This is a genomic window from Dyadobacter jiangsuensis (assembly GCF_003014695.1).
GTDB lineage: Bacteria > Bacteroidota > Bacteroidia > Cytophagales > Spirosomataceae > Dyadobacter > Dyadobacter jiangsuensis.
In genome coordinates this window covers 46,927-72,375 of the sequence record NZ_PYAS01000010.1, presented here as the reverse complement: position 1 = coordinate 72,375, position 25,449 = coordinate 46,927, and the positions used below count along the sequence as shown (strand labels likewise).

Genomic DNA, 25,449 nt, shown 5'->3' with positions numbered 1-25,449 from the left:
TTGGCAGTTTGACAAAAAACACTGAATTTTAGTAACCGAAAGCCATCAGAGCATTCATTCAGTGTGCAAAAAACCAAATAATGGAACCGATCACGATTGATGTAACTCAAAACACACCATACGGTCTCCAGAAACTTGACTCATCCATTTCTTTCCGGAGCTTCATCAACTTTCTGGAAAGTAAAATCGATCAGGAAGAAACGGTCAAAAAGACATTTTTCTCGCTGGTTCTTGACAAACTGAAAGCCAATCCGGCTTTCGGTCAGGATATTCCGCTATCGGAAGTCACCAACTACAAGGAAGAACTGAGTTTGATCTATGGCATGCTCATGCCACCTATCGCCAACGAAAAGGAAGTTTTCTGGGCGTTGAGTGCTCCCGTCAGCCCTATTGTTTTTTACGGCACGTCGGGTTTTTATAGCCTGCTTTTCCAGCAGGATGGCAATATCCGGTGCGACCTCATCGAGGACCGCGGGGTCAATTACAAGCAGAAGATGCAGATGCTCTATTCCTTCATCCTGGAAAAGCTCTACCATTTTCCGCCGCTGCACCACCCGGATATGATTATTACTTTGAAAGACGACGAATCGGGGCTGCAAAAGTATTACCGGGTGCATATCGATAACCGTTTTTGCGAAGTATATGCCAAAGGCAGCCTCCCCGAGCTCGACCTCGATACGCTGCGCTCCGAATTACAGGAGAATTTCGATATCAATGTATTTTCGGCGATGCTGCCGCATAGCCTATTCCATTTCGAGGGCTTTTCGGTAATCACGCTGAATGACGTTACGGCGGAACACGCCGTCGAAAATATCAAGAATACCATTCTCGATCGAGCTTCCTATGACCCCAAAACGTATTTCAACTACGTGGCAGGCGCATTGAAAATGCTGGTCGAAAACCCGGGTGTCGACTTCGGGCTGATGGCTGTGCTGCGGGTGAATAACAAGCTGGTCTTCGACCGGAGCTCTATCCTGTTCAGCAAGCTCATGAGTGCCGCCACAGAAAACGACATGGCCGAGCAGACGTATCTTGATATGGCTACCCAGTATTTCGAAGCGCCGAAAACGCTGCTCTTGCGCAACCTGGGCGGTGAAGACCCGAAAAAGCAGGATTTCATCCGTATTCTGCAAAATGACGGCGTGGAGGCTTATGCATTGCTGCCCGTTTACCATGATAACAAAGTGGTAGGCGTGCTGGAAGTGTATTCCAAAGAACAGAAATCGATCGATGAACGTCTGCTGGCGAAGCTGGACGTCGCCTTGCCGTGGATCGCGCAGATGATGACCAACTACATCGACGAGTTCAATTTGCAGATCGACAATGTGATCCGCGACAAGTTTACGTCGCTGCAACCCGCGGTACAGTGGCGTTTCCGTGAAACCGCCTGGCATTATATCCGCGATAAGGCGCTTAACCCGCAGAGTGCCGAAATCGAAGGCATTCAGTTCCGGAACGTATTCCCGCTGTACGGGGCGATCGACATCCGGAATTCCACTCTTGAAAGAAATGCAGCACTCAGGGAAGATCTTCGTCTTCAATTCAATGTATTGATAGAAACCTTTACTGTTCTTAAACAAAAACTCGGTTTCGGGCTGGCCGACGAGATGATCTTCAAATGCCGGAAATGGATCGCGGAGATCACCGACGAAAGTACCGATAACGACGAAATGAAGATCCGGGATTTCCTGGAAAACGAGGCGCACCCGTTCTTGCAGCATTTCAAGGAGGAGAGCCTGAAAATGTTCGGCTCCGGCACGATGGATCCCGGCGAACTCGTGCTGCGCAACCGTATCGACCAGTATTTCGAGATGATCGATGAGGACCATGGCTCCGCATTTGCCAACCGCCGTGAGCTGGAAGCTTCGATGCAGGCGATCAACTCGTCCGTGAACCTCTACCTCGATCTGTTCCGTAACGAAATCCAGGAATCATACCCCTGCTATTTCGAAAAATTCCGCACGGACGGGATCGAATACGATATTTACATTGGCCAGTCCATTGAACCGGAAAAGCGTTTCAGCGAACTTTACTTGAAAAATATCCGCCTTTGGCAGCTGACAACTATGGCTGCCATTGCCCGCATTACGAACTCGCTCATCCCGCAGCTGGAAAAGCCGCTGGAAACGACGCAGCTGATCTTCATCAATTCGGGCAGCATTGATATCAGCTTCCGGGACGACGAGCGGCGGTTCGACGTAGAAGGGGCCTATAACATCCGGTACCAGGTGATCAAGAAGCGGATCGACAAGGTGCACGTGAAAGGTACCGGCGAGCGGCTTACCCAACCGGGCAAGATCGCGCTGGTCTATTTCAACAGCAAGTCGGCCGAAGAATATGTAGGCTATATCCGGTATTTGCAGGAAAAAAATACTTTATTGGATGACCTGGAGTTCTTCGATCTCGAAGACTTGCAGGGAGTTACGGGTCTCAAAGCGCTCCGTGTGGGCGTGAACCTGGAATCGGACTGGAATTAACGAAGCATCATAACTGAACGTTCTATGAACTATAACCATCGGCTCGACAAGGTTAAGCATCACGTCCACCATTTTTTCGGTACCAAGGCGCTGGCGCAGCTGAGCTACCACAACCTCGTTCATACGGAGTCGGTGGTGGGGAATGCCGTCAAGATCGCCAACCATTACCGGTTGGAGGACAAGGAGACTTTCATCGTCGTAACGGCCGCGTGGTTTCATGATACGGGTTACAGCACCGGTGAGGCGGCGGGCCACGAAAAGCGCGGCGCCGAAATGGCCGCCGAGTTTCTCCGCTCGGAAGAGGTGGATGAGGACGTGATCGCAGAGGTGGAAGGTTGCATTCTGGCGACGGTATGGCCGCAAAAGCCGGCTAATTTTTTGCAGCAGGTGGTGTGCGACGCTGATCTGTACCATCTGGGCACGCCCGAGTTCAGCGACTGGAATAAGCTGGTCAGAAAAGAGGCTGAACATCGGTTGGGAAGAAAGATCGATAAGACCGAATGGCGGAAAAGCACCATTAAACTGCTTGAAAACCACGAATACCAGACCGATTACTGCCGTGATCTGCTCGACAAGCAAAAGAAAAAGAACCTCGACAAATTGAAGCAGAAGTTGCTCGAAGAAACCCTGGCAGCTTCGCAGGAAAAAGTAGAGGAGGAAGACGCCGTGCCCAAAGCCATCGAAATAGCTGCCGCAGAACCGCTGCCGGTAGCCCGGCATAAAGAAGAAAAAACATTCATTCCCGAAATAGCCGAAGGCAAAAAGAGGAAGGACGACCGGCCGGACAAGGGCATCGAAACCATGTTCCGGATCAGTTCCAACAACCATCAGCGCCTGAGCGACATGGCCGATAACAAGGCGCATATCATGATCACCACCACGTCGATCATCATTTCGGTGCTCTTGAGCGTGCTCGTACGCAAGCTCGAAGACAATGCGTACCTCATCCTCCCGACGATGATGCTGCTCACAGTATGTATGGTCACAATGGTGTTCTCGATTCTCTCCACGCGCCCCACGATCCCGCGCGGCACGTTCACGCAGGACGATATCGACGCCAAAAGCGTAAACCTGCTGTTTTTTGGGAATTTCTACCGGATGTCGTTCAATGAGTATTCCAAGGGCATGCAAACCATGATGAACGACCGGGATTTTCTGTATGGCAGCCTTACGAAAGACGTTTATTCGCAGGGAGTCGTGTTGGGCAGGAAATACCGGCTGCTGCGGGTGGCGTATAACGTATTCATGTTTGGCATCGTCATTTCCGTGGTCGCGTTTGTGATTGCCTCCATTTTCTTCGAACACTGATCCGCCGACTTATGGAAGCGTTCCGCTATTTCAACCGGGATATCAGTTGGCTTTCCTTCAACGAAAGGGTATTGATGGAAGCTGCGAACGAAGCCGTCCCGCTTATGGAACGGATCCGGTTTTTGTCGATCTATTCGTCCAACCTCGATGAATTTTACCGGGTACGCATGCCTTACCTGCAAAAGAACGCCTTGCAGGATGCTGCCAATAATGCATTCCTGGAAGCGGAGGCAACCGTGAACCGGCAGCAGGACGAGTTCGGGCGCATTCTCACGAAATCGGTCATTCCGGCGCTGGCTCGGCTGGGGTTTCATTTTTTTTATAAAGAACCTGTCTCCGAACAGATTGCCGCTTTTGCACGCCACTATTTTTATACGCAAATAGCAGGCTTTTTGCAGCCGGTTTATTTGAATGACAAAACTTCTTTTTTCCCCGAGAACAACCAGATCTACATTGTTGTCGTGCTGGAATTGCCGGGCGACAAGGAGAAAATTGCCCTCGTCAATATCCCCGTACCCCAGCTCGACCGGTTTGTGAAAATCAGGCAGCCCGATGGCGAGTACATTATCTTCCTCGAAGACCTGATCCGCTGTAACCTGCCGGTGCTCTTCCCGGATGCGCTGGATATCAAAGCGTTCAATATCAAAGTGACTCGTGACGCGGAGCTGGACTTGCTCGATGAAGACGGTGAGGATATGGCGGAGCAAGTGGAGAAGCAGCTCAGTAAGCGCGACTTCGGCCTGGCAACGCGGTTGCTCTATGAGCCCGGCTTGTCGTTGCGGCATTTGCAATACATTGTGAATGTGTTTGATCTGAAAAAAGCGTCGCTGGTGGAAGGCGGGCGCTATCATAACCTGAAAGACCTGTCGGCGTTGCCTGTCGCTTCTTCGTCGATTTCCTACCCGGCCTGGCCCGCAGCCCAACATTTGGAGGGTTTCGAAGAGCCGGAGACATTGTTTGAGGCCCTGACCCGCCGCGATCTGATGGTCCACGCGCCTTACCAGACTTACGATACCATTCTCCGTTTTTTCAACGAAGCTGCGATAGACCGCTCGGTACAGGAGATTTACACGACCATGTATCGCGTGGCACACGATTCCAAGATTGCCCACGCGCTCATTACCGCGGCCAGAAACGGCAAGAAAGTGACGGTACTCGTCGAATTGAAAGCGCGGTTCGACGAGGCGAACAATATCCGATGGGCGAAGAAGATGAAATCCGCGGGTGTAAAGATCATCCACAGCGTCAATGCATTGAAAGTCCATGCGAAACTGGCGCTGGTGAAGCGGAAACACGAAACGCATTCCCACCTGGGTTTGCTTGCGACGGGTAATCTCAATGAAGGTACCGCCCGCTTTTACACCGACCATATCCTGCTTACCGCCCACCCGGCCATGCTGAAAGAGGTGGAGCAGCTGTTCGGATTTTTACGTAAAAAGAAAAAGCCGGAGAAGATCGATGTAATGCGCTTCGAGCATTTGCTGGTGGCGCAGTTCAATTTGCAGAACAGGTTCATTGAGCTGATCGACAGGGAAATTGCCAATGCCCAAAACGGCCAGCCCGCGGGTATTACCATTAAACTGAACAACCTGGAAGAGGAGGTGCTGATCAATAAACTGTACGAAGCCTCCAATGCGGGTATTACCATTAACCTGATCGTGCGGAGCATTTGCAGGCTGGTGCCCGGCGTTCCCGGTCAGAGCGAAAACATCCGCATCAAGCGCATTGTGGACCGCTACCTCGAACACGGCCGTGTTTTCATTTTCCATAACAATGGCCGGCCCGAGGTATTTATGGGCTCTGCCGACTGGATGAACCGCAATATTTACCGGCGGATCGAGGTCTGCTTCCCGATCTACCACGAAGATTTGAAGAAACAGCTCACCGATATCCTCGCCCTGCAATGGGACGATACCGTGCAGGCCGTGTGGATCGACGAGAAACTGCATAATGCGCCCGTTACGACGCTTCCCGGGGGCGTACGCTCGCAGGAGGCCATTTACCAATACCTGACGGGTACTGTCGAGAATTATAAAAAGACATTCTGATGAAAAAACAATACGGATCGGCATTGGCGGCTATTGCATTGGCGGGCTTGCTCGCTGCCGGCTGCAACTCAACGCAAAAAGAGACGGAAATTTTCCGTGAATACGATTTCAACAAACCCGAAAAATTCAACCTGCCCGAAAGTCTTTTCGAGGTTTCGGGTATTGCATTCGATAAAGGACAGAGCGATACGATCTATGCGATCCAGGACGAGGATGGCAAGCTGTTCAGGCTGGCCTGGGACGTGCCGAAGCAACTGCATGCCAAATTTGGTAAGAAGGGTGATTATGAAGACGTTTCGATTATCAACGACCGCGCTTACATCCTGAAAAGCAATGGCACCATTTATACTTTCCCCATGGCCGAGGCGGTTTTCGAGGAGCCGGAGGGAGTATCGGAAGTGAAAGGTATTTTGCCCAAAGGTGAATACGAAGGCATGTATGGCGACGAAGGTACGGGAGAGCTGTTTGTTATTTGCAAGAATTGTGCGGGAGACAACTCGAAGAACAGCGTTTCGGGCTATATCCTCAAAACAGGGCCGGATTCGGTCATTGCAGAATCGGGCAGGTTTGCGATTAATGTGGACGAAATCAAAGCGATTACCGGTAAGGTAGCGCGTGGTTTCAGGCCGTCGGGCATTGCGCGGAATCCGATTACGATGGAATGGTACATTATTTCGGCGGTGAACCAGATGGTGGTTGTTACCGACCGGCAATGGAAGGTGAGGGATGTCCATCATCTCAACAGCAACATGTTTATCCAGCCGGAGGGCATTGCATTCGACAACGCGGGTAACCTTTATATTTCCAATGAAGGCGACGACCTTTTCAGCGGGAATGTGCTCAAATTCAGAAAATCGGGCCGGTAGGGCCTTTGCTGACATCCTATGAATAGATATTTACTCCGTTTACTCACATTAGGGGCAGTTGTGGCAGGCGTATCATCCTGCGCGAGCTATAAAACCCGTTTTTCGAAGGAAGGTGCACAATGGCAGTCGGTTTCGCCCGATCCGGCATTAGAACTGAAGCATACCATGTACCTCGTCGGCGACGCGGGCAACGATTCGCCCGAAAACCGTGCGCCGGTTTTGGAATACCTCAAAACAAAGCTTGGTACCGAGTCGAAAAACAGCTCCATACTGTTTTTGGGGGATAATATCTACGAATCGGGTATGCCGCCTTCGGAGGACTCTGCTGCGCGCAAAGTGGCGGAATTCCGTATCAATTCTCAACTCGAAACACTTGAAGATTTCAAAGGACATCCGATTTTCCTGCCCGGTAACCACGACTGGCGGGGCTGGGGCGTGAAGGGTTTGAAACGGCAGGAGAAATATGTTCAGAAGCATATCAACGAAAGCCGCGGCAAGAAGGACAAGGAGGAGTATGAGGATTATTTCCTGCCGTTGAACGGGTGCTCCGGCCCGGAAGTGGTGGAGCTGAACGACAATGTCGTGATCATCGTCGCCGATTCGCAATGGTGGCTTACCGACTGGGACCGGGACCAGAAAATCAATGACGGTTGCGAGATCAGAAACCGCGAGCAATTCCGGTTTGTGTGGGAGAATGTGGTACGCAAATACCGCAACAAGCACGTCGTGATCGCGATGCACCACCCGCCTTATACCTACGGCCCGCACGGGGGACGGTTCACTATCAAGCAGCATATTTTCCCGCTTACCGAACTGAACCCGAAGCTATATATTCCACTGCCAGTGCTCGGTAGCCTCAGCGCGCTGTTCCGTGCGACGATCGGTTCACGGCAGGATGTGGCCAACAAGCATTATAAGGAGTTGCGCACGGCCATACTGGCGGGTGCGAAGAAGAACGGCAAGTTCATCTTCGCGAGCGGGCATGAGCATGCACTGGAATTTATCGAGAATGACGGGCAGGAGTTTATCGTAAGCGGAAGCGGCTCGAAGGTGAGTCCGGTAAGTCTTGGGAAAGGCTCCATGTTTTCTTCTTCCAAACTCGGGTTTTCGACATTGAGCTTCTACGCGGGCGGCGAAACCTGGGCCAAATTCTGGGAAGTAACGCCCGACGGCAAAGATGCGAAGCTGGTTTTTCAACGCAAAGTGAAGGACAAGCAGCAGATCGATATACCGGATTCGACCATCGCATTTACCGAGTACAATCAGCACGCCGATTCGACCACGAAATTTATCGTCAGTAACGAGGTAAAGCCGATCGGCAAGATCCATAAGGCGATGCTCGGAGAACATTACCGGCCATTGTACCTCCAACAATACCGTTTCCCGGTGCTCGACCTGGCTACTTACAAAGGCGGTGTAATCCCCATCAAGCAGGGCGGGGGGAACCAGACCAACTCGCTGCGCCTCCGCGACGGCGACGGCCGGGAGTACGCCATGCGCGGCCTTACCAAGGATGTGAGCCGGTTTCTGCCTTTTCCGTTCAACCAGATGATTGCGGCGCAATACCTGGTGGAGGATAACTTTCTGTCGACAAACCCGTTTGCGCCGTTGAATATGCCTGCGTTGGCGGGAGCAATCAATGTCTACCACACCAACCCCAGAATGTATTACGTGCCGGCCCAACCCGGGCTGGGCACATTCAACAGCCTTTTCGGCGGTACTATGAACCTCGTGGAAGAGCGGGCCGATGGTAAGAGATGGAAGAATGCCGATTTCTTCGGCAATCCCGACAAGATCGTCAGTACGCCGGAACTGGTGGAAGCATTGCTGGAAAATAGTAAAAACAAAGTCGATGAATCATGGGCCATCCGCACGCGTTTGCTCGATTTTGTTGTCGGCGACTGGGACCGCCACGACGACCAGTGGGCCTGGGCTTCGACCAAGCAAAAAGACGGTACCATCATTTACCGCCCTATTCCCCGCGACCGCGATCAGGCGTTCTCGCGCTACGACGGCTTCCTGACCAACATTGCGCGGCAAACGCTCCCGTTTCTCCGGCAGTTACAGACCTACGGCCCGGAGATCCAGAGTATGAAATGGACCACATGGAGTGCCCGCCTCTTCGACCGCACATTCCTGAACGAATTGAGTTGGGAACAATGGGAGGAGCAGGTGAAATATATTCAGAAAAACCTTACCGACGAGGCCATCGAGGCATCCTTCAAAGACTGGCCGCCGAAGGCGCGTGAAATGGTATCCGCCAAGATGATCGAAGGCCTGAAAGCACGCCGGGCGCATCTGATGGAGATCGCACGGACACACTATGAATTTGTGAGCAAGGAAGTGAATGTGATCGGTACGGAAGAGCAGGAGCGTTTTGTGATCGAGCGGGTGGATGACGCACATACGCGCGTGACCGTGTATGAGACGGGTAAGGAAGGGCGTATCAAGCACCAGAACTACCAGCGTACTTTCGAAAATGCCGTGACGCACGCCATTAACATTTACGGAAATGGCGACGACGATGAGTTTATCGTCAAAGGGGATGTGCGGAAGGGCGTCAAGCTTCGGCTCATCGGCGGATTGGGCAAGGACGTTTTCGCGGACAGCGCTCGCGTGAGCGGAGGCGGGAAGAAAACACTCGTTTACGACGATTTGAAAAATAATACCATTATTGCAGGTCCCGATACCAGGGACAAACGTACCAGTCTGTATCGTTTCAATGTTTATGACCGCCGGAGCGCGGATAGCAACTACGATATTACATTGCCGATCCCGGTTCTCGGTGCCAACCCCGACGACGGTTTCTTCCTCGGAGGAACCGTGAACATAACCAAATATGGCTTCAAGAAAGAGCCGTACGCGTCGGTACAGAACATTGGCGGAAGCTTTGCCGTAAGAACGCAGGGTTTCAAAGTCAATTATACCGGCGATTTTATCAATGCATTTAAGAAATTCGATTTCTACCTCGACAGCTATTACCGTGGTTCGCGCTATGCATTCAACTACGCCGGCCTGGGTAACGAAACCGAGCGACCGGTGGACGACGCTAACTTCTACCGCGTGCGGCAGAGTGCATTGTATGTGTATCCTGCGCTCAAAAAACGTTTTGGCGGGCACAACGGCTTTGTCACATTGGGGCCTGTGTTTGAAACGAACGATATCCAGGCTACGGCGGGAAGGTACATTACCAGCAGCGAGAACGGCTTGCCGGATGATGTTTTCAAAACCAAATATTACAGCGGAGCCAAGTTTACTTTCAATTTCAGTAGCATCGATAACCTGTTTTCTCCGCACACTGGTATCCGTTTCAATGCCGCATTGAATTGGACAACCGACCTGAAAAGCGACAAAAACTTTACCGGCCTGCGCGCGCAATTTGCCTGGTACACCGCACTCGACCAGAAAGAAAACCTCATCCTAGCCACACAAGTGGGAACGGGCATGAACTTCGGCAGCGGGTTCCAGTTTTTCCAAATGCCTAATATTGGCGGTAAGCTGGGGCTGCGGGGCTATCGCACGGAACGCTTCTATGGAAAAACCTCGTTCTGGCATGACACCGATCTGCGGCTTCGCCTCGGTAGCAGCTATAATCCTACATTACCACTTACCTACGGCATTTTCGGCGGCTTCGATTACGGCCGCGTGTGGCTGGAAGGCGAGTCGTCGGACAAATGGCATTACAATTACGGCGGCGGCATCTGGCTCTCGCCCGTCGACGCATTGACCGTCGCCGTGGGCGCATTCATTCCGAAAGAAAAGAATGAAGAGAAACCGCGGATTGCGGTGCAGCTTGGGTTTTGGTTTTGAAATGACCGCTGACGGCCGACCATCGACTGCCGATGCCGGTTATTCTGCTTCGGAAATAACCCGAAAAAACTGTCGACGGTCGGCGGTCCATGGTCGGCGGTCGCGGCCGTCAGGCCGCTAATCCCGCAAAGCTTTGGCGCGTTCTTCGAACTGTCTTAGGAGTGGCAGGCGATCGGACGCCCATTGTTTCAACTCGGTGTCTTTGCCAGAGGCTCCCTCAATCTCCATCATCCGTACCGCGCGTTCCTGAATCGCTACCATCTGGTTGAGATACAGGGTGTCGAGGCTCACCCCGGTTTGCATGGAAAGGCTGTCGAGCTGCTGTTGGCGCTCGTCGGAAAGTGTGGTGGGAAGCTGGACTTTTCTGGCTGCGGCGAGCGTCTGTAACTCCTTTCCGGCCTGGGTGTGGCTGGTCGTCATTTCTTCGCCGTATTCCTGAATGCTGTCCCGCGTCGTGCGTGATGCGGCTACTTGTCCGGCATTAACCTGGAACAAGGCGTCGTCGGCTGCTTCCAGGATAAACTGTTTATCGAGCTCGCCAATCACCGACGGGTCGGTTTTATCATTGTTTTCGCAGCCTGTAAGGGTGAAAAAGAAGAATGTTAGTATTAGAAATATGTATCCGCGCATAAACTTCCTGGTTGTTTTGCAACACGGAGGATAATTATTATGCCAGCGGGATATAAATTTGTAATAATAAATCTACAAAATGACTATTCCCGCGAGGGTTGGATGAATGAGTACAGAGAAGCAGGAAGAGTTTGAAGACAGGAAGCCGCTGGCTTCCGAGATCATGTATCACGAGTCGTTGCGCAGGGCATCAGAGGAAAAATTCAAGGCAATTTTCGATAACACGTCGGATGCAATCGTGCTTTGCGACGACCATGGTTGCTGCACGGACATTAATGAGGCCACGCGCCGGATACTCGGATACGAAATCGACGATCTCAGGGGAGTTTGCATCCACGAGTTTCTTCAGATACCCGAAGAAATGGACTTCGATGTGGTATGGAAGAACTTCCTCAATGGTGAAATTCTCAACGGTTTGATGCAGATCCGGAAAAAGGATGGCACGCTGATAACGGGAAGTTTCAACTCCAAATCCAATATTTTGCCCGGCCTGCACATGTGCGTGATCACGGATGTGACGGAGCGCATGGAAAAGAAGCGGGAGCTCATGGCGAGCGAGCGGCGGTTTAAAGCACTCGTCCAGGAGGGCGCAGACCTCATTGCGATCCTGGACGAGCAGGGGAATTACCAATTCGTAAGCGAAAGCTGCTATCCTATCCTGGGCATCGAGCCCGGCTATCTGGTAGGGAAAAATGCATTCGACTGGATCCATCCCGACGACCGGGCGGCTGTACTGGCATTGTTTTTAAAAATCAGGGAGCATCGGCAGATCCGGACGGAGCCTTTTCGCTTTATGGATGGATTCGGGGAATATCGGTGGATCGTAACCATCGCAACCAATATGACCGACGATCCGGCGGTTGGTGGCGTGGTCGCAAACTCCCGGGACATTACCGATGCCGTCATGAAGGCGAGGGATCTCGAGATCAGCAACGAGCGGTACCGCCAGCAGAACGAGCGGTTGAGGGAAATCGCGTGGACGCAATCGCATGTGGTGCGGGCACCGCTTGCACGCCTGCTGGGCCTGGTAGAGCTCCTTCAATCCGGTGACACCGCCGGAATGCCGATGGAAACGGCCCTGGGGCTGATCAAATCCTCGGCGAATGAGCTGGACGAGGTGATCCGGAAAATTGTAAGCAAAGCAGACAAAGTTCAGAACGATGACGAATGACGGGCTAAAAATCCTTTTGGTAGACGACGACAAGATCATGTTGTTTCTTCATGATACCTTTCTCAAAAGGAGCGGGGTATTATGCGATACCGTGCTTTGCTATAACGGGCAAGAGGCGCTGGATTACCTGGATAGCAACCAGGCGATGGAAACGACATTTCTGGTCCTGCTCGACATCAACATGCCGGTTATGAACGGCTGGGAGTTTCTGGGAGCGATCCGCGACAGGCCGTATTTGTCCAAAGTACTGATCGTCATGGTGAGCTCGGCTACGGAAGAGAGTGAAAAGTCCCGTGCGATGACGTTCAGGCAGGTGATCGATTATCAGCAGAAACCGCTCACTGTCGAGACCTGCCGGCGGATCATCGGTTCGGAAAAACTACGGGGTTTCTTTGATAACGTGATACTCGGGTAACCGTATTAGCCTGCGCAGACTAATAAAACCACGCATTTGCGATTCAAAATGTGCTGTCTTTAACATTTTTAGGGGTATTTTTGGGTTTCAACGTTCAAAAAAGCTCCTATTTGAAAGATATCTACCATTCCGAATCTTTTGAGCAGCTTTGGCAGGAGGAGACGGAAATCAAGACCCGGATTCAAAACCGGTTGTTCTGTATTACATTCCTGGTTTGCAATCCATTGTCCGCGATCGCCTTCTATCTTTCGGGCGACCCGTTTTTTTACACTTTGTTGCCCACTCACCTGCTTTCCGATGCCATTATTCTCGGATATATGTTCCTGAATCACAAAAAGGTAATCTCGGGACAGCAAATGAGTTTCTACACGTTTGCGACACTGGTCTGTTTCTACGCTTTTCTGCTTTCGAGGCCGCACCTCTCGTATGTACAATCGTGCATTAATCTCACGCTCGCCGTCATATTTGCCGGGCTGGTTTTGCGTTGGCCGCTGCGCTATGGCGTGGTCATTTCGGTTATGGCCCTGGTGCTCTACCCGGCATCGATTCATTTCGTCAGCAGCACTTCCCTGTCGGATTTTGTCGAGCAGGGAGCCATTTTCGTGATGGCTGCCCATGTCGTGTTTCCTTTTGTGGTCAAGCTGAATTATAATAAGGATAGGCGCGAGTTCTATTTCCGCTACACCCTGCAACAGCAGAACGACGCCCTGGAACGGCAAAAAACCATTGCCGAGCAGGCTACCCGCGCCAAAACGGACTTCCTGTCGATGATGAGTCACGAAATCCGCACGCCGCTGAACGGGATCGTGGGCATGGTGCATTTGATGATGCAGGAAGAAAGCGGCGAAAGGCCCAATGACCTGCTCAAAACCCTGAAATTTTCGGCCGACCACCTGATGGCGGTGGTCAACGACGTGCTGGATTTTAACAAGATCAACTCCAACCACGTGGTGCTTGACCCGCAGCCGTTCAATCCTTTCGAGTTTTTTGATATACTCAAAAAAACCTTCGATCCGAAAGCCAATGAGAAGGGGATTTCGCTGGTGTTTTCGGTGGATCCCGGATTGCCCGTTCAGCTCGTCGCCGACCGCCTTCGTTTAAGTCAGGTAATTACCAACCTGGTGCATAATGCGATCAAATTCACCGCAAAGGGTTCCGTCACACTCGATGTAAAAGAGGTATCCCGCACCCCTGAGGCCGTGACGCTCGATTTCGCCGTGACGGACACAGGCATCGGTATTCCTAAGTCGGAGCAGCCCGGTATCTTTGAAATTTTCACCCAGGTACGTACCCGGACGCATTCCGACAGCCTGACAGGAACGGGGCTTGGCTTGGCCATTTCCAGGGAACTGATGCGTTTGTTCAATAGCGAAATCCATCTGGAAAGTGAGGAGGGCAAAGGATCACGGTTCACGTTCCGGCTATCGGTACCCTATTCGATGGAACCGGTGAAAGCGAGCCAGCCGCGGCCGGCTGTGGTTCCCGAAGGGATGCCGGAAGTGCGGGTGCTCGTGGCCGACGACAATAAAACCAATCTGGTACTGGCCACGCAACTGCTTAAACGCAGGAATATCCTTCACGATACGGCGTCGAACGGACAGGAAGCCTATAAAATGTTCAGCCGGGGCCGGTATGATCTCGTACTGATGGACCTTCGGATGCCCATCATGGATGGCTTTGAAAGTACGGCGCTCATTCGCCAGCTGGATCCCGTTGTACCCATTATCGCACTCACCGCGTCGGCTTTCGAGAACGAGAAAGAGCGGGCGATGGCCAGCGGCTTCTCCGGGTATTTTATCAAACCTTTTATTCCTCAAGACTTCTACGACTATATCTTTCCTTTTCTGGGAATCGCTGTAAAATAATATTTATTAGATTTATAGTGATATAAATATATCTTTGGGCCCCAACCTATGCGAGGCCAATCTGCTCGGCTGCTTGCATAGCCCGGCAAAGAAAACGTCCGATCATGATGACTAGTGGTGGAAATTCCTCTCAATCCAGGGATACCCGACTCTGGAAGGAGTTGGTACAAGGCAATGACCGGGCTTTGGGGCAGCTGATGCATTTCCATTTCAAAGCTTTACTCCATTATGGCTTCAAGTTTGTGAAGGACGAAGCCTTCGTGAAGGACTGCATTCAGGAAGTTTTTATCGACCTCTGGAACAGCCGCGAACGGGTAGCCGAACCCACGCACGTCAAAGCTTACCTGCTGGTATCCGTTCGCCGTAAAATAGCCCGTAACCGCCGCACGATGCGTCTGGCCGACGATTCACTCCATGACGAATATGCTTTTTCCATTGAATTCTCTCCCGAATGGTGGATGATCAGGGACGAAACCCTGGCCCGCAAAGCGCAGGTGGTTTCGGAGATGCTCGCTGCGTTGCCTGTGAGGCAGCGGGAGGTAATTTACCTCAAATATTACCAGGAACTCAGCCGCGAGGAGATTTCCGCAATGCTCAACATAACCCCGCAAACAGTCTCCAATTTGCTCCAAATGGCCTACGGCCAGCTTCGCAAGCGTTTCAGTCCCACCGCGATCAGCGCGTTTCTTGTATTGTTATTTTCTTGATTTAGAATTGTTTGTAAATATTTCAATAAAAATTTTTCAAAAAAATCTATAAATCATGGTATCCGAACGGTGCCTTTTGTATCTCTCTATCAGAAGCGTTCCCCAATCATGAATTATCGACATTATACGGCCACCGATTTTGTTACGGATCCGTTTTTCAGGTCCTGGATACTGGAACAGGAATCATCGGCGGCAGCTTTTTGGGAAAACTGGGTAAAAGAAAACCCGGATCGCCAAGAAGAGCTCGACGAGGCGCGTGCATTGTTGTATGTTTTGGCTGAAAAAGAGCTGAGCATTGGGGCGGAGGAGCTGGACAGGCGCGTGACGGATGTGCTCGCACACATAAGCGGGCAAGCACAGCGTACGGAAGCGCGCATGAGGCCTGCGTTTTACCGATATTTCACTGTTGCTGCCTCGATATGCGTGGTGGCGGGGATCGGTTGGCTGGGATACCTGTACATGGAAACAAAGCCGGGGAAGCTCCGTGAGGCAGGCATCGTGCAGGAAAGTTCGGATGGGTATATCGTACGTTTCAACGAGACGAAAAAGCCCGTTACGATCCTGCTGGACGACAGCAGCGTGGTGACGCTGGAACCGCAAAGCGAGTTGACTTTCCCGCAGAAATTCGCACCGGAAAGAAGGGAAGTACATTTGAAGGGAGAGGCATTTTTCCAGATCAGCCACAATCCTGAACGGCCTTTTCTGGTGAAAACAAAGGAGTTGGTAACCCGCGTGCTCGGGACGAGCTTTACGGTGAGGTCGTTTGAAAAAGATCGGAATGCTTCGGTTTCCGTCAAAACGGGACGGGTGTCGGTCTATTCAAAGCGGGATGAGCCGGTTTCCGGCGCAGCGGAAAAGGTGATCGGCGTCGTGCTGAAACCCAATCAACGGGCGCTGTTCGACAAGCGGGAATCCAGGCTGGTGAAGGTGATCGTGGACGTGCCTCTGAAAGTAACTGAAATACCTGCCGCATCGCTGGTATTCGATGAGGCGCCCGTTAAAAATGTATTCAAAACACTCGAAAAAGCGTACGGTATCGAGCTGTTTTTCAATGAAGAACTGCTGTCGGACTGCCAGCTGACAGCGAACCTTTCCGGATTACCGATGTATGAGCAGCTGGATCTGATATGCCGGATTATCCATGCGAAATACGAGGTTGTGGATGGACAGGTGATCATACACGGCGAGGGCTGTAAAGCCGATTGAAGTAACGTTCCGACCGATTGAATGCCCTCCGCCCATGCGGATGGACGGAAAAATATTGCCCTGTTTTTTTCAATACCGAATCAAATTGAAACTGCATATGCCCGGAAATCTACATTTCAAAACCATTGTGTGGGATACGATGAAACTATCCTTATTACAGTTATGCATAATCGTTGTCTTCTCCAACACGACGTTTAGTCATTACCGTTTACTTGGACAGGACCTGCTGGAAAAGAGAATCACGCTTAAAATGGAAGATAAGAGCCTCAAAAGCGTACTCCTGTCTATCGAACGGAACTCCGAAGTGAAATTTATTTACAATCCGACGGAGATAAGATCGGCAACGCGGGTGACGTTTCAGGCGTCCAATGAACCGCTTGCCGACGCGCTCGTGAGGTTGCTGAGGCCGCTTTCCATCCGTTACGAGGTGGCCGGGAAGCAGGTAATGCTTTTCAGAGCGGAAAAGAGTTCGTCGGTGACACTCCCCGAATCCGGCCGGGAAGAGATTGCCCGTGAAGCACTGGCTTTGATTAGGGGAAAAGTAACCGACGAAAAGGGAGATGGCCTGCCGGGTGTAAGTGTGGTGGTGAAAGGGACTTCGCGCGGCACCACCACCAACTCGGCGGGGCAATACGAACTGGAATTGGGGCAAGGGGAAAGTATGTTGATATTCTCTTTCGTGGGATACCTGTCGCAGGAAATCCAGGTAGGCACACGATCAGAGCTGAACGTGGCCATGAAAGTGGATACCAAAGCGTTGGACGAAGTGGTAGTAGTGGGTTACGGGGAGATGAAGCGGGCCGATCTGACGACCGCCCAGACTTCCGTTTCGTCCAAAGATATTGCACGCACTACCAACACGACATTGGAGCAGGCGATTCAGGGGCGTGCTGCGGGGGTATACATTACGCAGAACTCCGGGCAACCGGGCGGCGGTATTTCGGTAAATATCCGCGGGATTAACTCCATCAGCGGAAGTAATGAACCTTTATACGTGGTCGACGGCGTACAGATCCAGGGGCAATCGGTGTCGTTCGGGGCGCAAAGTTCTTCCAACCCGCTGGCCGGCCTGAACCCGGCCGATATCGAATCGGTGGAGGTACTGCAAGGACCTTCCGCCACGGCCATTTATGGCTCCCGCGCAACGAACGGGGTGCTGCTGATTACCACCAAAAGGGGGAAATCCGGTGATACAAAGATTGCATATGGCTATCAGTTTAGCCTGCAAACGCCTCCGAAGCCGTTGAAAGTGATGGATTTGCAACAATATGCGCAAATGGTGGGCGAATACCATCAGCTGGCAGGAGGCGAAACGCCGGAAGAATTCCTTGATCCTTCGCTGCTCGGGAAAGGTACCGACTGGCAAAAGGAGCTTTTTAAAAATGCGCCGATGCACAAACACCAGCTGAGCCTCAGCGGCGGCAATGACCGCACTACCTACTATTTATCCGGCGAATACCTGAAACAGGATGGCGTAGCATTGGGGTCAGGGTTTAACCGGTATGGATTCCGGCTCAACCTGGACAACAAACCGCGCGAATGGGCGAGCATCGGGGCGAATCTCAGCTTTAATCAAACGAACGATAATCTTACGACGAGCCAGGAAAACATTATTTCGAATGCATTGCAGCTAACCCCCCAGGTGCCCGTCCGAAATATCGATGGTAGCTGGGGCGGTGGCGATGAAAACAATGGAGCGAATATCTTTGCGCCGGTCAATCCCATTGCGATAGCTAACCTGACGACTAATAAGCTGGTAAGAAGGCAATTGCTGGGCGGGCTCAACATCGGTGTGCGACTTGCCAAAGGACTGCAGTTCAGGACCTCATTCAATACCAACCTGGGTTTTTCAAATTCTTCCTACTATATCCCGACCTACAAAATCGGCTGGGCGCAAAATGTAACGGCTTCCTACACCAACGGCTCGGGCGTGAATACCTACTGGAACTGGAACCAGCTATTGGAATATAACCGGCAGTTTGGCAGGCACAATGTGAGCGTTATGCTCAGCCATGAATCGCAGGAGTCGACCTGGAAGAACCTCGCAGGAGGGCGGACCGGCTTCCTTACCAACGACATTCTCGACCTGGCGGCAGGTGACGCGCTTACCGCTAGTAATTCGGGCGGATCGGGCGAATGGGCGATGGAATCGTACCTCGGAAGGCTGAACTACAATTTCGCAGACCGTTACATCCTCATGGGTACCATCCGGCGCGATGGCTCGGCCAATTTTGGTGCTGATAATAAATGGGGCTTTTTCCCATCGGTATCCGCGGCGTGGCGCGTTTCGCAGGAGCCGTTTTTTCATGTGCCGGCTATCAGCGAGCTGAAACTGCGCTTTGAAACGGGTATTACCGGCAACCAGGGCAGCGGCGGCATTTACTCGCCCATGGGTACGGGTACGACTCCCACTACCACAGGCTTTCTACCCACCAAATATGCCAATGACGGGCTGAAATGGGAAGAAACCAAAACGAACAACTTTGGAATCAATCTGGCGCTGTTTCAAAACCGCATTCAGTTTGAATTCGATTACTATATCAAAAATACGGACAACCTGCTGATGGAAAAGCCATTGCCCTGGTACATGGGAACCAACGGGGTGGGGGCTGTGGGGGCGCCGACGGTCAATATCGGTGCGTTGCAGAACAAAGGCTGGGGATTTACGATCAACACCGTCAATGTCAACCGCGGCGGGTTTAAATGGGAATCCAATCTGAACATATCCAGCTTTAAAACGAAGATCAAATCATTCTATTCCGATGCGGCGTTTGTGGACCGGACGTCGTGGTGGCTGGCAGACTGGACGCAGCGCTCGGAAGTGGGCAAGGCGCCGTGGCTTTTCCGTGGCTATATGGAGGAAGGTTTGTTTCAATCGGTGGAGGAAATCGAAAAGAGCGCGTTGCCCGTGGATAACAACGGGGTAAAGCTGCCCATCAATGAAAATAATATCTGGGTAGGGGATGTAAAATTCAAAGATGTCAACGGCGACGGCATCATCAACGAGAACGACCAGACGGTGATCGGTAACCCGTGGCCAAAGCTGTTCGCGGGTTTTACCAATACATTTTCCTACAAAGGTTTCGACCTGAGTATTCTGCTGACCAGCACCTATGGCAATGATGTATACAATTTCCTGGGAAAGCTGAATACCAATGCGAGCAACATCAACCTGAGTCGTAACCTGCTGGTGCATGCGATGGACTATGCCAAACCGGTAAAAAACACCGACGGTACCGTGACCCTCTCGAACCCGGGCACCGACGTGGCCCGTATCTCGAATGGCCCGAACGGGAATTTCGTACGGCATACCGATAAGTGGGTGGAGGATGGGTCGTTTATCCGGCTGAAAAACATTTCGTTGACCTACAACTTGCCGGTATCATTGGTGTCGCGCCAGAAAATTATCCGGGGAGCGAGGCTATCGGTCGGCGCACAGAACGTCGCCACGTTGACCGGCTATTCGGGTTTTGATCCCGAAGTGGGTGCCTATGTTTCGAGAGATGCCAGCGCTGCCAATCAGGCGGTTGGCCTCGATTACGGACGCTATCCGCTGACCCCTGTTTATACATTCAGTTTGGGATTGGATTTCTAAAACAGCCGAAAAATGCAATACGTGAAAAACATTTACACGAAGCTGATCGCCCTGGCTCCATTTGCGCTGCTCGGTGCATGCTCGGAAGATTTTCTGGAACGTCCGCCCAAAGACGCCATTGTGGATGCCGGGTTCTACCAGACCGACGACCAGGTGCTGGCCAGCACGGCATTGCTGTACAGCAAGGTTTGGTTCGATTACAACGACAAGGCGTCGTATAATCTCGGCGATTTTCGTGCAGGTACCGCGTTTTCGGCTTGGAACGACAGGGGAAATGTGCTTTTCAACACCACCGGGAACACGCCGGAAAACGGATCGGCATGGCGGTCGTTTTTCATTGTGGTAGGACAGTCGAACCTGGCGATTCAGAATATTCGGAAATATGCGGGGGTGTCGGTGTCGGAGGGCGTCAAAAAGCACGCGATGGCCGAAGCGCGGTTTATGCGGGCATTGGCCTATCGCTTTCTGGTGATGAACTGGGGCGCGGTGCCGGTGATCGAGAACAACCTTACGCTACTGTCGGACACGACCGTGCAGCGCAATACGCCCAAGAGTGTCTGGAAATTCATTACAAGCGAAATGCGACAGATTGCCGAGGATTTGCCGGAAAAGCCGGTAAGGGTCGGAAGGCTTACCAAATGGTCGGCAGAAGGCATGCTGGCACGTTTTTACCTCACGCGCTCGGGAGTGGAAGCGAATGCTTCGGGCCAGCGCAACCAGGTATTTCTGGATAGCGCGAAGTATTACGCGGACCGCGTGATAACCCTCAGCGGGGCGTCACTGCTGCCGAAGTACGGCAACCTGTTCCTGTATCCATATGATAATAATGCGGAATCCCTGTTTTCGCTGCAATGGGTGTATTCGCCTGGTGCATGGGGGACGCAAAATTCTACTCCGGCGTATCTGGCATATGGCCCTGATATTGCCAATGGCGATGGCTGGGGAGGCGATAAGGGAGCTACCTGGTGGGTTATGCAGCAATACGAGGGCATTAAAACGGTTTCAGAAACGGTGCTCCAAGGCCGGACAGTCGACCAACGGCTGAAAGCGACATTCATGCTGCCGGGTGCAAGTTATCCGGAAATAACCCAGACAATACCCGGGGGGAGCCAGAAACTGGTCTTTCCGTTTGTGGGCACCGACAATAATTTTATCGCCATCAAGAAATACATCACCGGCAAAGCTGTGGATGTAGGTGGGCAGGCCGCGCAGCAAAATTACGGGCACGATACCTACATGATGCGCCTGGCCGAGATGTACCTGACCTATGCGGAGGCGGTTTTGGGTAACAATGCTTCCACTACCGACTCTAAGGCATTGCAGTATTTCAACCAGGTGCACACCCGCGCCGGACTTTCACCTGTTACCGGGGCGCTTACATTTGACCAGCTCTTTAAAGAGCGGATCGTCGAGTTTGCGATGGAAGGAATGGCGTGGTATGACCTGGTGAGTTTGCATTATTACAATCCAACCAAGGCATACGCGATCTTGAATGCGCAGGACCGGGGATTTTTCTTCACCAAACCCGACCGCTTCCCCGATCCGACTTCCTGGACTTTCACGAAAACGGCGTGGGCCACAGCCGAGCGGAAAATAGATGCGAACAGCGGCAATTTCCTGCTGCCGATCCCATCGGCAGAGCTCAGCCAGGCGCCCAACTTGCAAAAACCGGCGGTCGATTATCAACGTAAATGATTTTGTCAGGCATTTTTATGAATAGACCATTTAATCTCAAATACCTGTCGTTAATGGCCGCGCTAGCGCTGATCGCGGCATTTAATTGTTCCTGTCAGAAGGATGACCTTCCGAACAACGGGGAGCCGGTGATCAACTTTATCCGCGTGACCGACCCGGAGGATGCCGATTCTTTGCTTACCGGGGCGGGACAGGGTGATCTCATTGCCATTGTAGGGGAAAATTTGCAGGGGGCGAAAGAAATCTGGTTCAACGACCAGCGTACGAGCCTTACGCCCACATACATCACGAGCACGACGATCCTGGTATCAGTGCCGACGCAGATTCCGGATGAGATTACGAACAAAATGCGGATCGTCTTCTCCAACGGTAAAATCCTCGAACATAACTTTGAGGTGAAGATCAGCGAGCCGCTCATATCGGCGATGCTGAGCGAGTATGTCCCGGCCGGGGGCGTCGCGACGATCCGCGGTGATTTCTTTTACCAGCCACTTACCGTGACATTTGCAGGCGGGAAACAGGGAACGCTGGTCAATGTGAAGGATCAGGAAATACAGGTGACCGTGCCGGAGGGCGCTCAGCCGGGGCCTGTGACGATTAAGACCAAATTCGGTGAAACGAAGTCAGACCTCTGGTTTCGCGACAACCGCAACATTTTCCTGAGCAGCGATCCGTTCACAGGCTGGTGGAACGCCGCATTTGTGGTTTCGAAGCCTGGCGCGGGGGACCCGCCGTCCATCAATGGTAACTATATCCGAGTCAAAAAGGCGATCGGCGGATGGCAATGGACAGAGGTGGCCGGTGGTCCGCCGGATGCAATGGGAACCATCAGCCAGAATATCCCCGACTCGGCGATCCTGAAACCTGCCAATTACTTCCTGAAATTTGAAGTTAATACGATGAAGCCCTATAATAATAATGTATTGAAAATCACGGCAGGACTAGCAAGCGGCTTTAATGACAGCCAATACACCTGGCTGCCGCCTTATGATACCAAAGGGCAATGGCAAACGGTGGTGATACCATTCGACGAGATCGCCGCGAGCTATGAAAGCGCGGGCTCGAAACTGGCCGTTAGCGCCAAAGGCTACTACACGCGCCTGCTTTTCCACGGCGGCGGCGACCTGGACTGTGATATGGCGTTTGATAATTTCAGGATTGTGCCGAAGGGAGGGAAGTGACCGCTGATGGCCGACCGCTGACCGCTGACGACCGACCGCCGATCGCAAATAAGTCCCATCGTGTAAACGACCCACGGACGATAGACGGCCGGCCATGGTCTATGGTCTGCAATCGGCGATCGGCAATCGGCAATCGGCGGTCAGCCGTCGGCGGTCAAATACCCCACATTCCGTATCTTGCGTTTCAAGCAAAACCTGAACCCATGAAACGCAGAAAAGTTATTCAAAGCCTTACCATATTGCCATTAATCGGCTCGCTTCCGGTTTCCGGAGAGCGGGCTGAACAAGTTTCCCGGAAGAAGAAAAGGGATGTTATTGCCGAGCTCGGCATCCGCTCGTTTATCAATGCCGCCGGAACGCTCACTTATATGTCGGGGTGTATCATGCATGACGAGGTCGTGGAAACGATCGAAAACACCTCCCGGCATTTTTGTATGATCGATGAAGTGCAGGACAAGGTAGGCGAGAAGATCGCCAAATTGGTGCATTCGGAAGCGGCTATGGTGACCTGCGGCGCTTTTTCGGGCATGACACTCGGCCTCGCGGGCGTGCTCACGGGCCTGGATGTACGCAAGGTAGAGCAGTTGCCGCATCTGGAAGGAACCGGAATGAAATCGGAGGTGATTTGCCAGAAATCCCATAACGAGCGCTACAATCATGCTTTCCTGAATACGGGCTGTACCGTGGTGGAGGTTGAGACCGTCGAGGACGTGGAAAAGGCAATCAGTGAAAAAACAGCATTGCTCCATTTCCTGAACATTACGACCCATGCCGGGCAGATCAAGCACGAAGAATGGGTGGCATTGGGCAAAAAACACAATATCCCTACTTCCATCGACATCGCTGCTGACGTTCCGCCTGTTTCCAACCTCTGGAAATTCAACGACATGGGTTTCGATATGGTGTTCATATCCGGAGGCAAAGCCATGCGTGGCCCGCAGAGCGCGGGGATACTGATGGGCCGCAAGGACATCGTCGCGGCAGCTCGACTGAATGCGCCCCCACGCGGATTCACGGTCGCACGCGGGCATAAAGTCAACAAGGAGGAAATACTGGGCATGTATGTGGCACTTGAGAAGTTTGTTTCCGGTGACCACGACCGCGAATGGAAGGCTTGGGAAGCACAAATTGCACGCATTGAAAGTGCGGTGAAGGATCTGCCCGGCATTACAACCAAAGTGACGATCCCCGAACTGGGTAACATCACGCCGACGCTGACAATCAGCTGGGACGACAGCATTGTAAAACTGACGGGCCGCGCGCTGCGCGATAAATTGCGGTTCGGTACACCCTCCATCGAGGCTGGTTTCTCGGGATTGCCGCTGTATTACTACCAGGCAGGCTCCGATTCCATTGACCCGGCCACGGAAGATTCATTGAAAGGAGCTAACCTGATCCGCATAACGGCCTGGATGTTGCAGCCCGGCGAAGACAAAGTCGTTGCACGGAGGTTACGGGAGGAGTTGATGGCTGGTGGCTGACCGCCAACGGCCGACCACTGACCGCCGACTATGATTTGTGGTCAGCGGTCAGCCCAAGGCCTATTCCCTCAGCGTGCTTACCTTTTGGTATAGCTCTATAACCGTATTGACGCCCAGTTTTTCGAAAATTCGCAGTTTGTAGGTACTTACCGAGCTGCCGGTGATATTCAGGAGTGTGGCGATTTCTTTTGTCCACTTACCTTCGAGCAGCAGGTCCATTACTTCGATTTCACGTTGAGAAAGTGCGGCGAGCGGATTGCTTTGCCGCATTCCGGGCGTGATGTTGCGTCGAAGGAGGATCTGCTGCACCATTTCACTCACGTAGCGGCCATTCGTAAGCACACTCAGAATGGCGATGCGAATCTCCGGCGTGGATGACGTTTTGGAAAGAAAACCATTTACACCTGCTTTGAGATAATGCACCGCATACAGCTCTTCGTCGATATCCGAGAACACGAGGATGGTTACTTCGGGTTGCAGCCGGCGTATCTTCGCGACCATCTGAAAGCCCTCGCCGTCGGGTATGTTGATGTCGAGGACGATGAGGTCGAGCCTTCGGGTCGAAACAATGTGAAGGGCGTCGGGAAAATTATCAGTTTCCCAGGAAGTGACAGCCGGGAACACATCGCGTATAATGAAAAGGGTTGCAAGCCTTACGATGGAATGGTTTTCAACAAGCAGTACGTGTTTCATTTACGAAACGGGTCATAAAAGGGTTTCCCAACGGGATCCGAATGCCGTTCCCGTGCGGTAAATTTAAGTAACCAACCCGTTTGTCTTTGTAGCGTTGAAGCAAATGAAGAATAGAATCTTTTCTATCGCCATTTAAGAAAAGCTACACGTAATTCATTGTTAATCAATTAGTTGTATGCAAAATTAGAACTAATTTCAAAACATGCAATAATTGTTTAATTTAATTTGGGTTACTTGTGTAGTAGTTTTAATACTACGCTTGTTTACAAAATTTCAGCATTTATATTTGTTCAGTATATTT

The 25,449-nt window shown here is 51.9% G+C and carries 16 protein-coding genes; 14 read left to right on the top strand and 2 right to left on the bottom strand.

The window, feature by feature from the left end; all coding sequences use genetic code 11:
• Positions 1–80: 80 nt before the first annotated feature.
• Genes CLV60_RS20460 through CLV60_RS20440 form a run of 5 tightly spaced genes read left to right on the top strand, consistent with a single transcriptional unit; the run spans position 81 to position 10,509 of the window.
• Positions 81–2,477: a GAF domain-containing protein gene (locus tag CLV60_RS20460; protein WP_106597246.1), complete on the top strand. Its 2,397-nt coding sequence runs from the start codon at positions 81–83 to the stop codon at positions 2,475–2,477.
• Between the two features lie 24 nt (positions 2,478–2,501).
• Entirely contained in the window at positions 2,502–3,785 is a 1,284-nt protein-coding gene (locus tag CLV60_RS20455) for a Pycsar system effector family protein (RefSeq protein WP_106597245.1), read from the top strand.
• 11 nt (positions 3,786–3,796) lie between these two features.
• Positions 3,797–5,833 (top strand): polyphosphate kinase 1, encoded by a 2,037-nt coding sequence (gene ppk1, locus CLV60_RS20450; protein ID WP_106597244.1) that lies wholly within the window; start codon positions 3,797–3,799, stop codon positions 5,831–5,833.
• Positions 5,833–6,699, top strand: coding sequence for an SdiA-regulated domain-containing protein (locus CLV60_RS20445; RefSeq protein ID WP_106597243.1), 867 nt, complete (start codon positions 5,833–5,835; stop codon positions 6,697–6,699). The genes ppk1 and CLV60_RS20445 overlap by 1 nt, the downstream gene beginning before the upstream one ends.
• 18 nt (positions 6,700–6,717) lie before the next feature.
• Entirely contained in the window at positions 6,718–10,509 is a 3,792-nt protein-coding gene (locus tag CLV60_RS20440) for a metallophosphoesterase (protein ID WP_106597242.1), read from the top strand.
• A 117-nt stretch (positions 10,510–10,626) separates the two neighbouring features.
• On the opposite strand, the gene CLV60_RS20435 is transcribed toward CLV60_RS20440, so the two are convergent.
• Positions 10,627–11,139: a DUF4142 domain-containing protein gene (locus CLV60_RS20435; RefSeq protein WP_106597241.1), complete on the bottom strand. Its 513-nt coding sequence runs from the start codon at positions 11,137–11,139 to the stop codon at positions 10,627–10,629.
• A 106-nt stretch (positions 11,140–11,245) separates the two neighbouring features.
• Between CLV60_RS20435 and CLV60_RS20430 the strand changes: the two genes are divergently transcribed.
• The 9 genes from CLV60_RS20430 to CLV60_RS20390 all read left to right on the top strand — a co-directional run bounded on the left by CLV60_RS20430 (position 11,246) and on the right by CLV60_RS20390 (position 24,455).
• Positions 11,246–12,310, top strand: coding sequence for a PAS domain-containing sensor histidine kinase (locus CLV60_RS20430; protein ID WP_106597240.1), 1,065 nt, complete (start codon positions 11,246–11,248; stop codon positions 12,308–12,310).
• On the top strand, positions 12,300–12,725 hold the full coding sequence (locus tag CLV60_RS20425) for a response regulator (protein WP_106597239.1): 426 nt from the start codon (positions 12,300–12,302) through the stop codon (positions 12,723–12,725). Before CLV60_RS20430 ends, CLV60_RS20425 begins: the two co-directional genes overlap by 11 nt.
• Before the next feature lie 110 nt (positions 12,726–12,835).
• Positions 12,836–14,590 (top strand): ATP-binding protein, encoded by a 1,755-nt coding sequence (locus tag CLV60_RS20420; protein ID WP_146151579.1) that lies wholly within the window; start codon positions 12,836–12,838, stop codon positions 14,588–14,590.
• A gap of 104 nt (positions 14,591–14,694) precedes the next feature.
• Positions 14,695–15,297, top strand: a complete 603-nt coding sequence (locus CLV60_RS20415; protein ID WP_106597237.1) for an RNA polymerase sigma factor — start codon at positions 14,695–14,697, stop codon at positions 15,295–15,297.
• Between the two features lie 108 nt (positions 15,298–15,405).
• Positions 15,406–16,503: a FecR family protein gene (locus tag CLV60_RS20410; RefSeq protein WP_106597236.1), complete on the top strand. Its 1,098-nt coding sequence runs from the start codon at positions 15,406–15,408 to the stop codon at positions 16,501–16,503.
• Positions 16,504–16,600: 97 nt separating this feature from the next.
• Complete coding sequence (locus tag CLV60_RS20405; protein ID WP_229211066.1) at positions 16,601–20,098, top strand: TonB-dependent receptor; 3,498 nt, start codon at positions 16,601–16,603, stop codon at positions 20,096–20,098.
• 12 nt (positions 20,099–20,110) lie between these two features.
• Entirely contained in the window at positions 20,111–21,793 is a 1,683-nt protein-coding gene (locus CLV60_RS20400) for a RagB/SusD family nutrient uptake outer membrane protein (RefSeq protein ID WP_106597235.1), read from the top strand.
• A gap of 17 nt (positions 21,794–21,810) precedes the next feature.
• A complete protein-coding gene (locus CLV60_RS20395; RefSeq protein WP_146151578.1) occupies positions 21,811–22,974 on the top strand; it encodes a glycan-binding surface protein in 1,164 nt (387 codons plus the stop codon).
• A gap of 203 nt (positions 22,975–23,177) precedes the next feature.
• Positions 23,178–24,455 carry an aminotransferase class V-fold PLP-dependent enzyme gene (locus tag CLV60_RS20390; protein ID WP_106597233.1) on the top strand — a complete coding sequence of 426 codons (1,278 nt, stop codon included), beginning with the start codon at positions 23,178–23,180 and terminating at the stop codon, positions 24,453–24,455.
• Positions 24,456–24,515: 60 nt separating this feature from the next.
• Here CLV60_RS20390 and CLV60_RS20385 read toward each other — a convergent pair whose 3' ends face one another.
• The gene (locus CLV60_RS20385; RefSeq protein ID WP_106597232.1) at positions 24,516–25,148 is read right to left on the bottom strand and encodes a response regulator; all 633 of its coding nucleotides are present in this window, start codon (positions 25,146–25,148) and stop codon (positions 24,516–24,518) included.
• Positions 25,149–25,449: the final 301 nt, after the last annotated feature.

Coding starts and splice junctions, on each gene's coding strand:
- CLV60_RS20400 (WP_106597235.1), top strand. CDS start 20,111: ATGCAATACGTGAAAAACATTTACACGAAGCTGATCGCCCTGGCTCCA.
- CLV60_RS20385 (WP_106597232.1), bottom strand. CDS start 25,148: ATGAAACACGTACTGCTTGTTGAAAACCATTCCATCGTAAGGCTTGCA.
- CLV60_RS20415 (WP_106597237.1), top strand. CDS start 14,695: ATGATGACTAGTGGTGGAAATTCCTCTCAATCCAGGGATACCCGACTC.
- CLV60_RS20405 (WP_229211066.1), top strand. CDS start 16,601: ATGCCCGGAAATCTACATTTCAAAACCATTGTGTGGGATACGATGAAA.
- CLV60_RS20395 (WP_146151578.1), top strand. CDS start 21,811: ATGAATAGACCATTTAATCTCAAATACCTGTCGTTAATGGCCGCGCTA.
- CLV60_RS20410 (WP_106597236.1), top strand. CDS start 15,406: ATGAATTATCGACATTATACGGCCACCGATTTTGTTACGGATCCGTTT.
- CLV60_RS20435 (WP_106597241.1), bottom strand. CDS start 11,139: ATGCGCGGATACATATTTCTAATACTAACATTCTTCTTTTTCACCCTT.
- CLV60_RS20455 (WP_106597245.1), top strand. CDS start 2,502: ATGAACTATAACCATCGGCTCGACAAGGTTAAGCATCACGTCCACCAT.
- CLV60_RS20430 (WP_106597240.1), top strand. CDS start 11,246: ATGAGTACAGAGAAGCAGGAAGAGTTTGAAGACAGGAAGCCGCTGGCT.
- CLV60_RS20390 (WP_106597233.1), top strand. CDS start 23,178: ATGAAACGCAGAAAAGTTATTCAAAGCCTTACCATATTGCCATTAATC.
- CLV60_RS20425 (WP_106597239.1), top strand. CDS start 12,300: ATGACGAATGACGGGCTAAAAATCCTTTTGGTAGACGACGACAAGATC.
- CLV60_RS20460 (WP_106597246.1), top strand. CDS start 81: ATGGAACCGATCACGATTGATGTAACTCAAAACACACCATACGGTCTC.
- CLV60_RS20440 (WP_106597242.1), top strand. CDS start 6,718: ATGAATAGATATTTACTCCGTTTACTCACATTAGGGGCAGTTGTGGCA.
- CLV60_RS20445 (WP_106597243.1), top strand. CDS start 5,833: ATGAAAAAACAATACGGATCGGCATTGGCGGCTATTGCATTGGCGGGC.
- ppk1 (WP_106597244.1), top strand. CDS start 3,797: ATGGAAGCGTTCCGCTATTTCAACCGGGATATCAGTTGGCTTTCCTTC.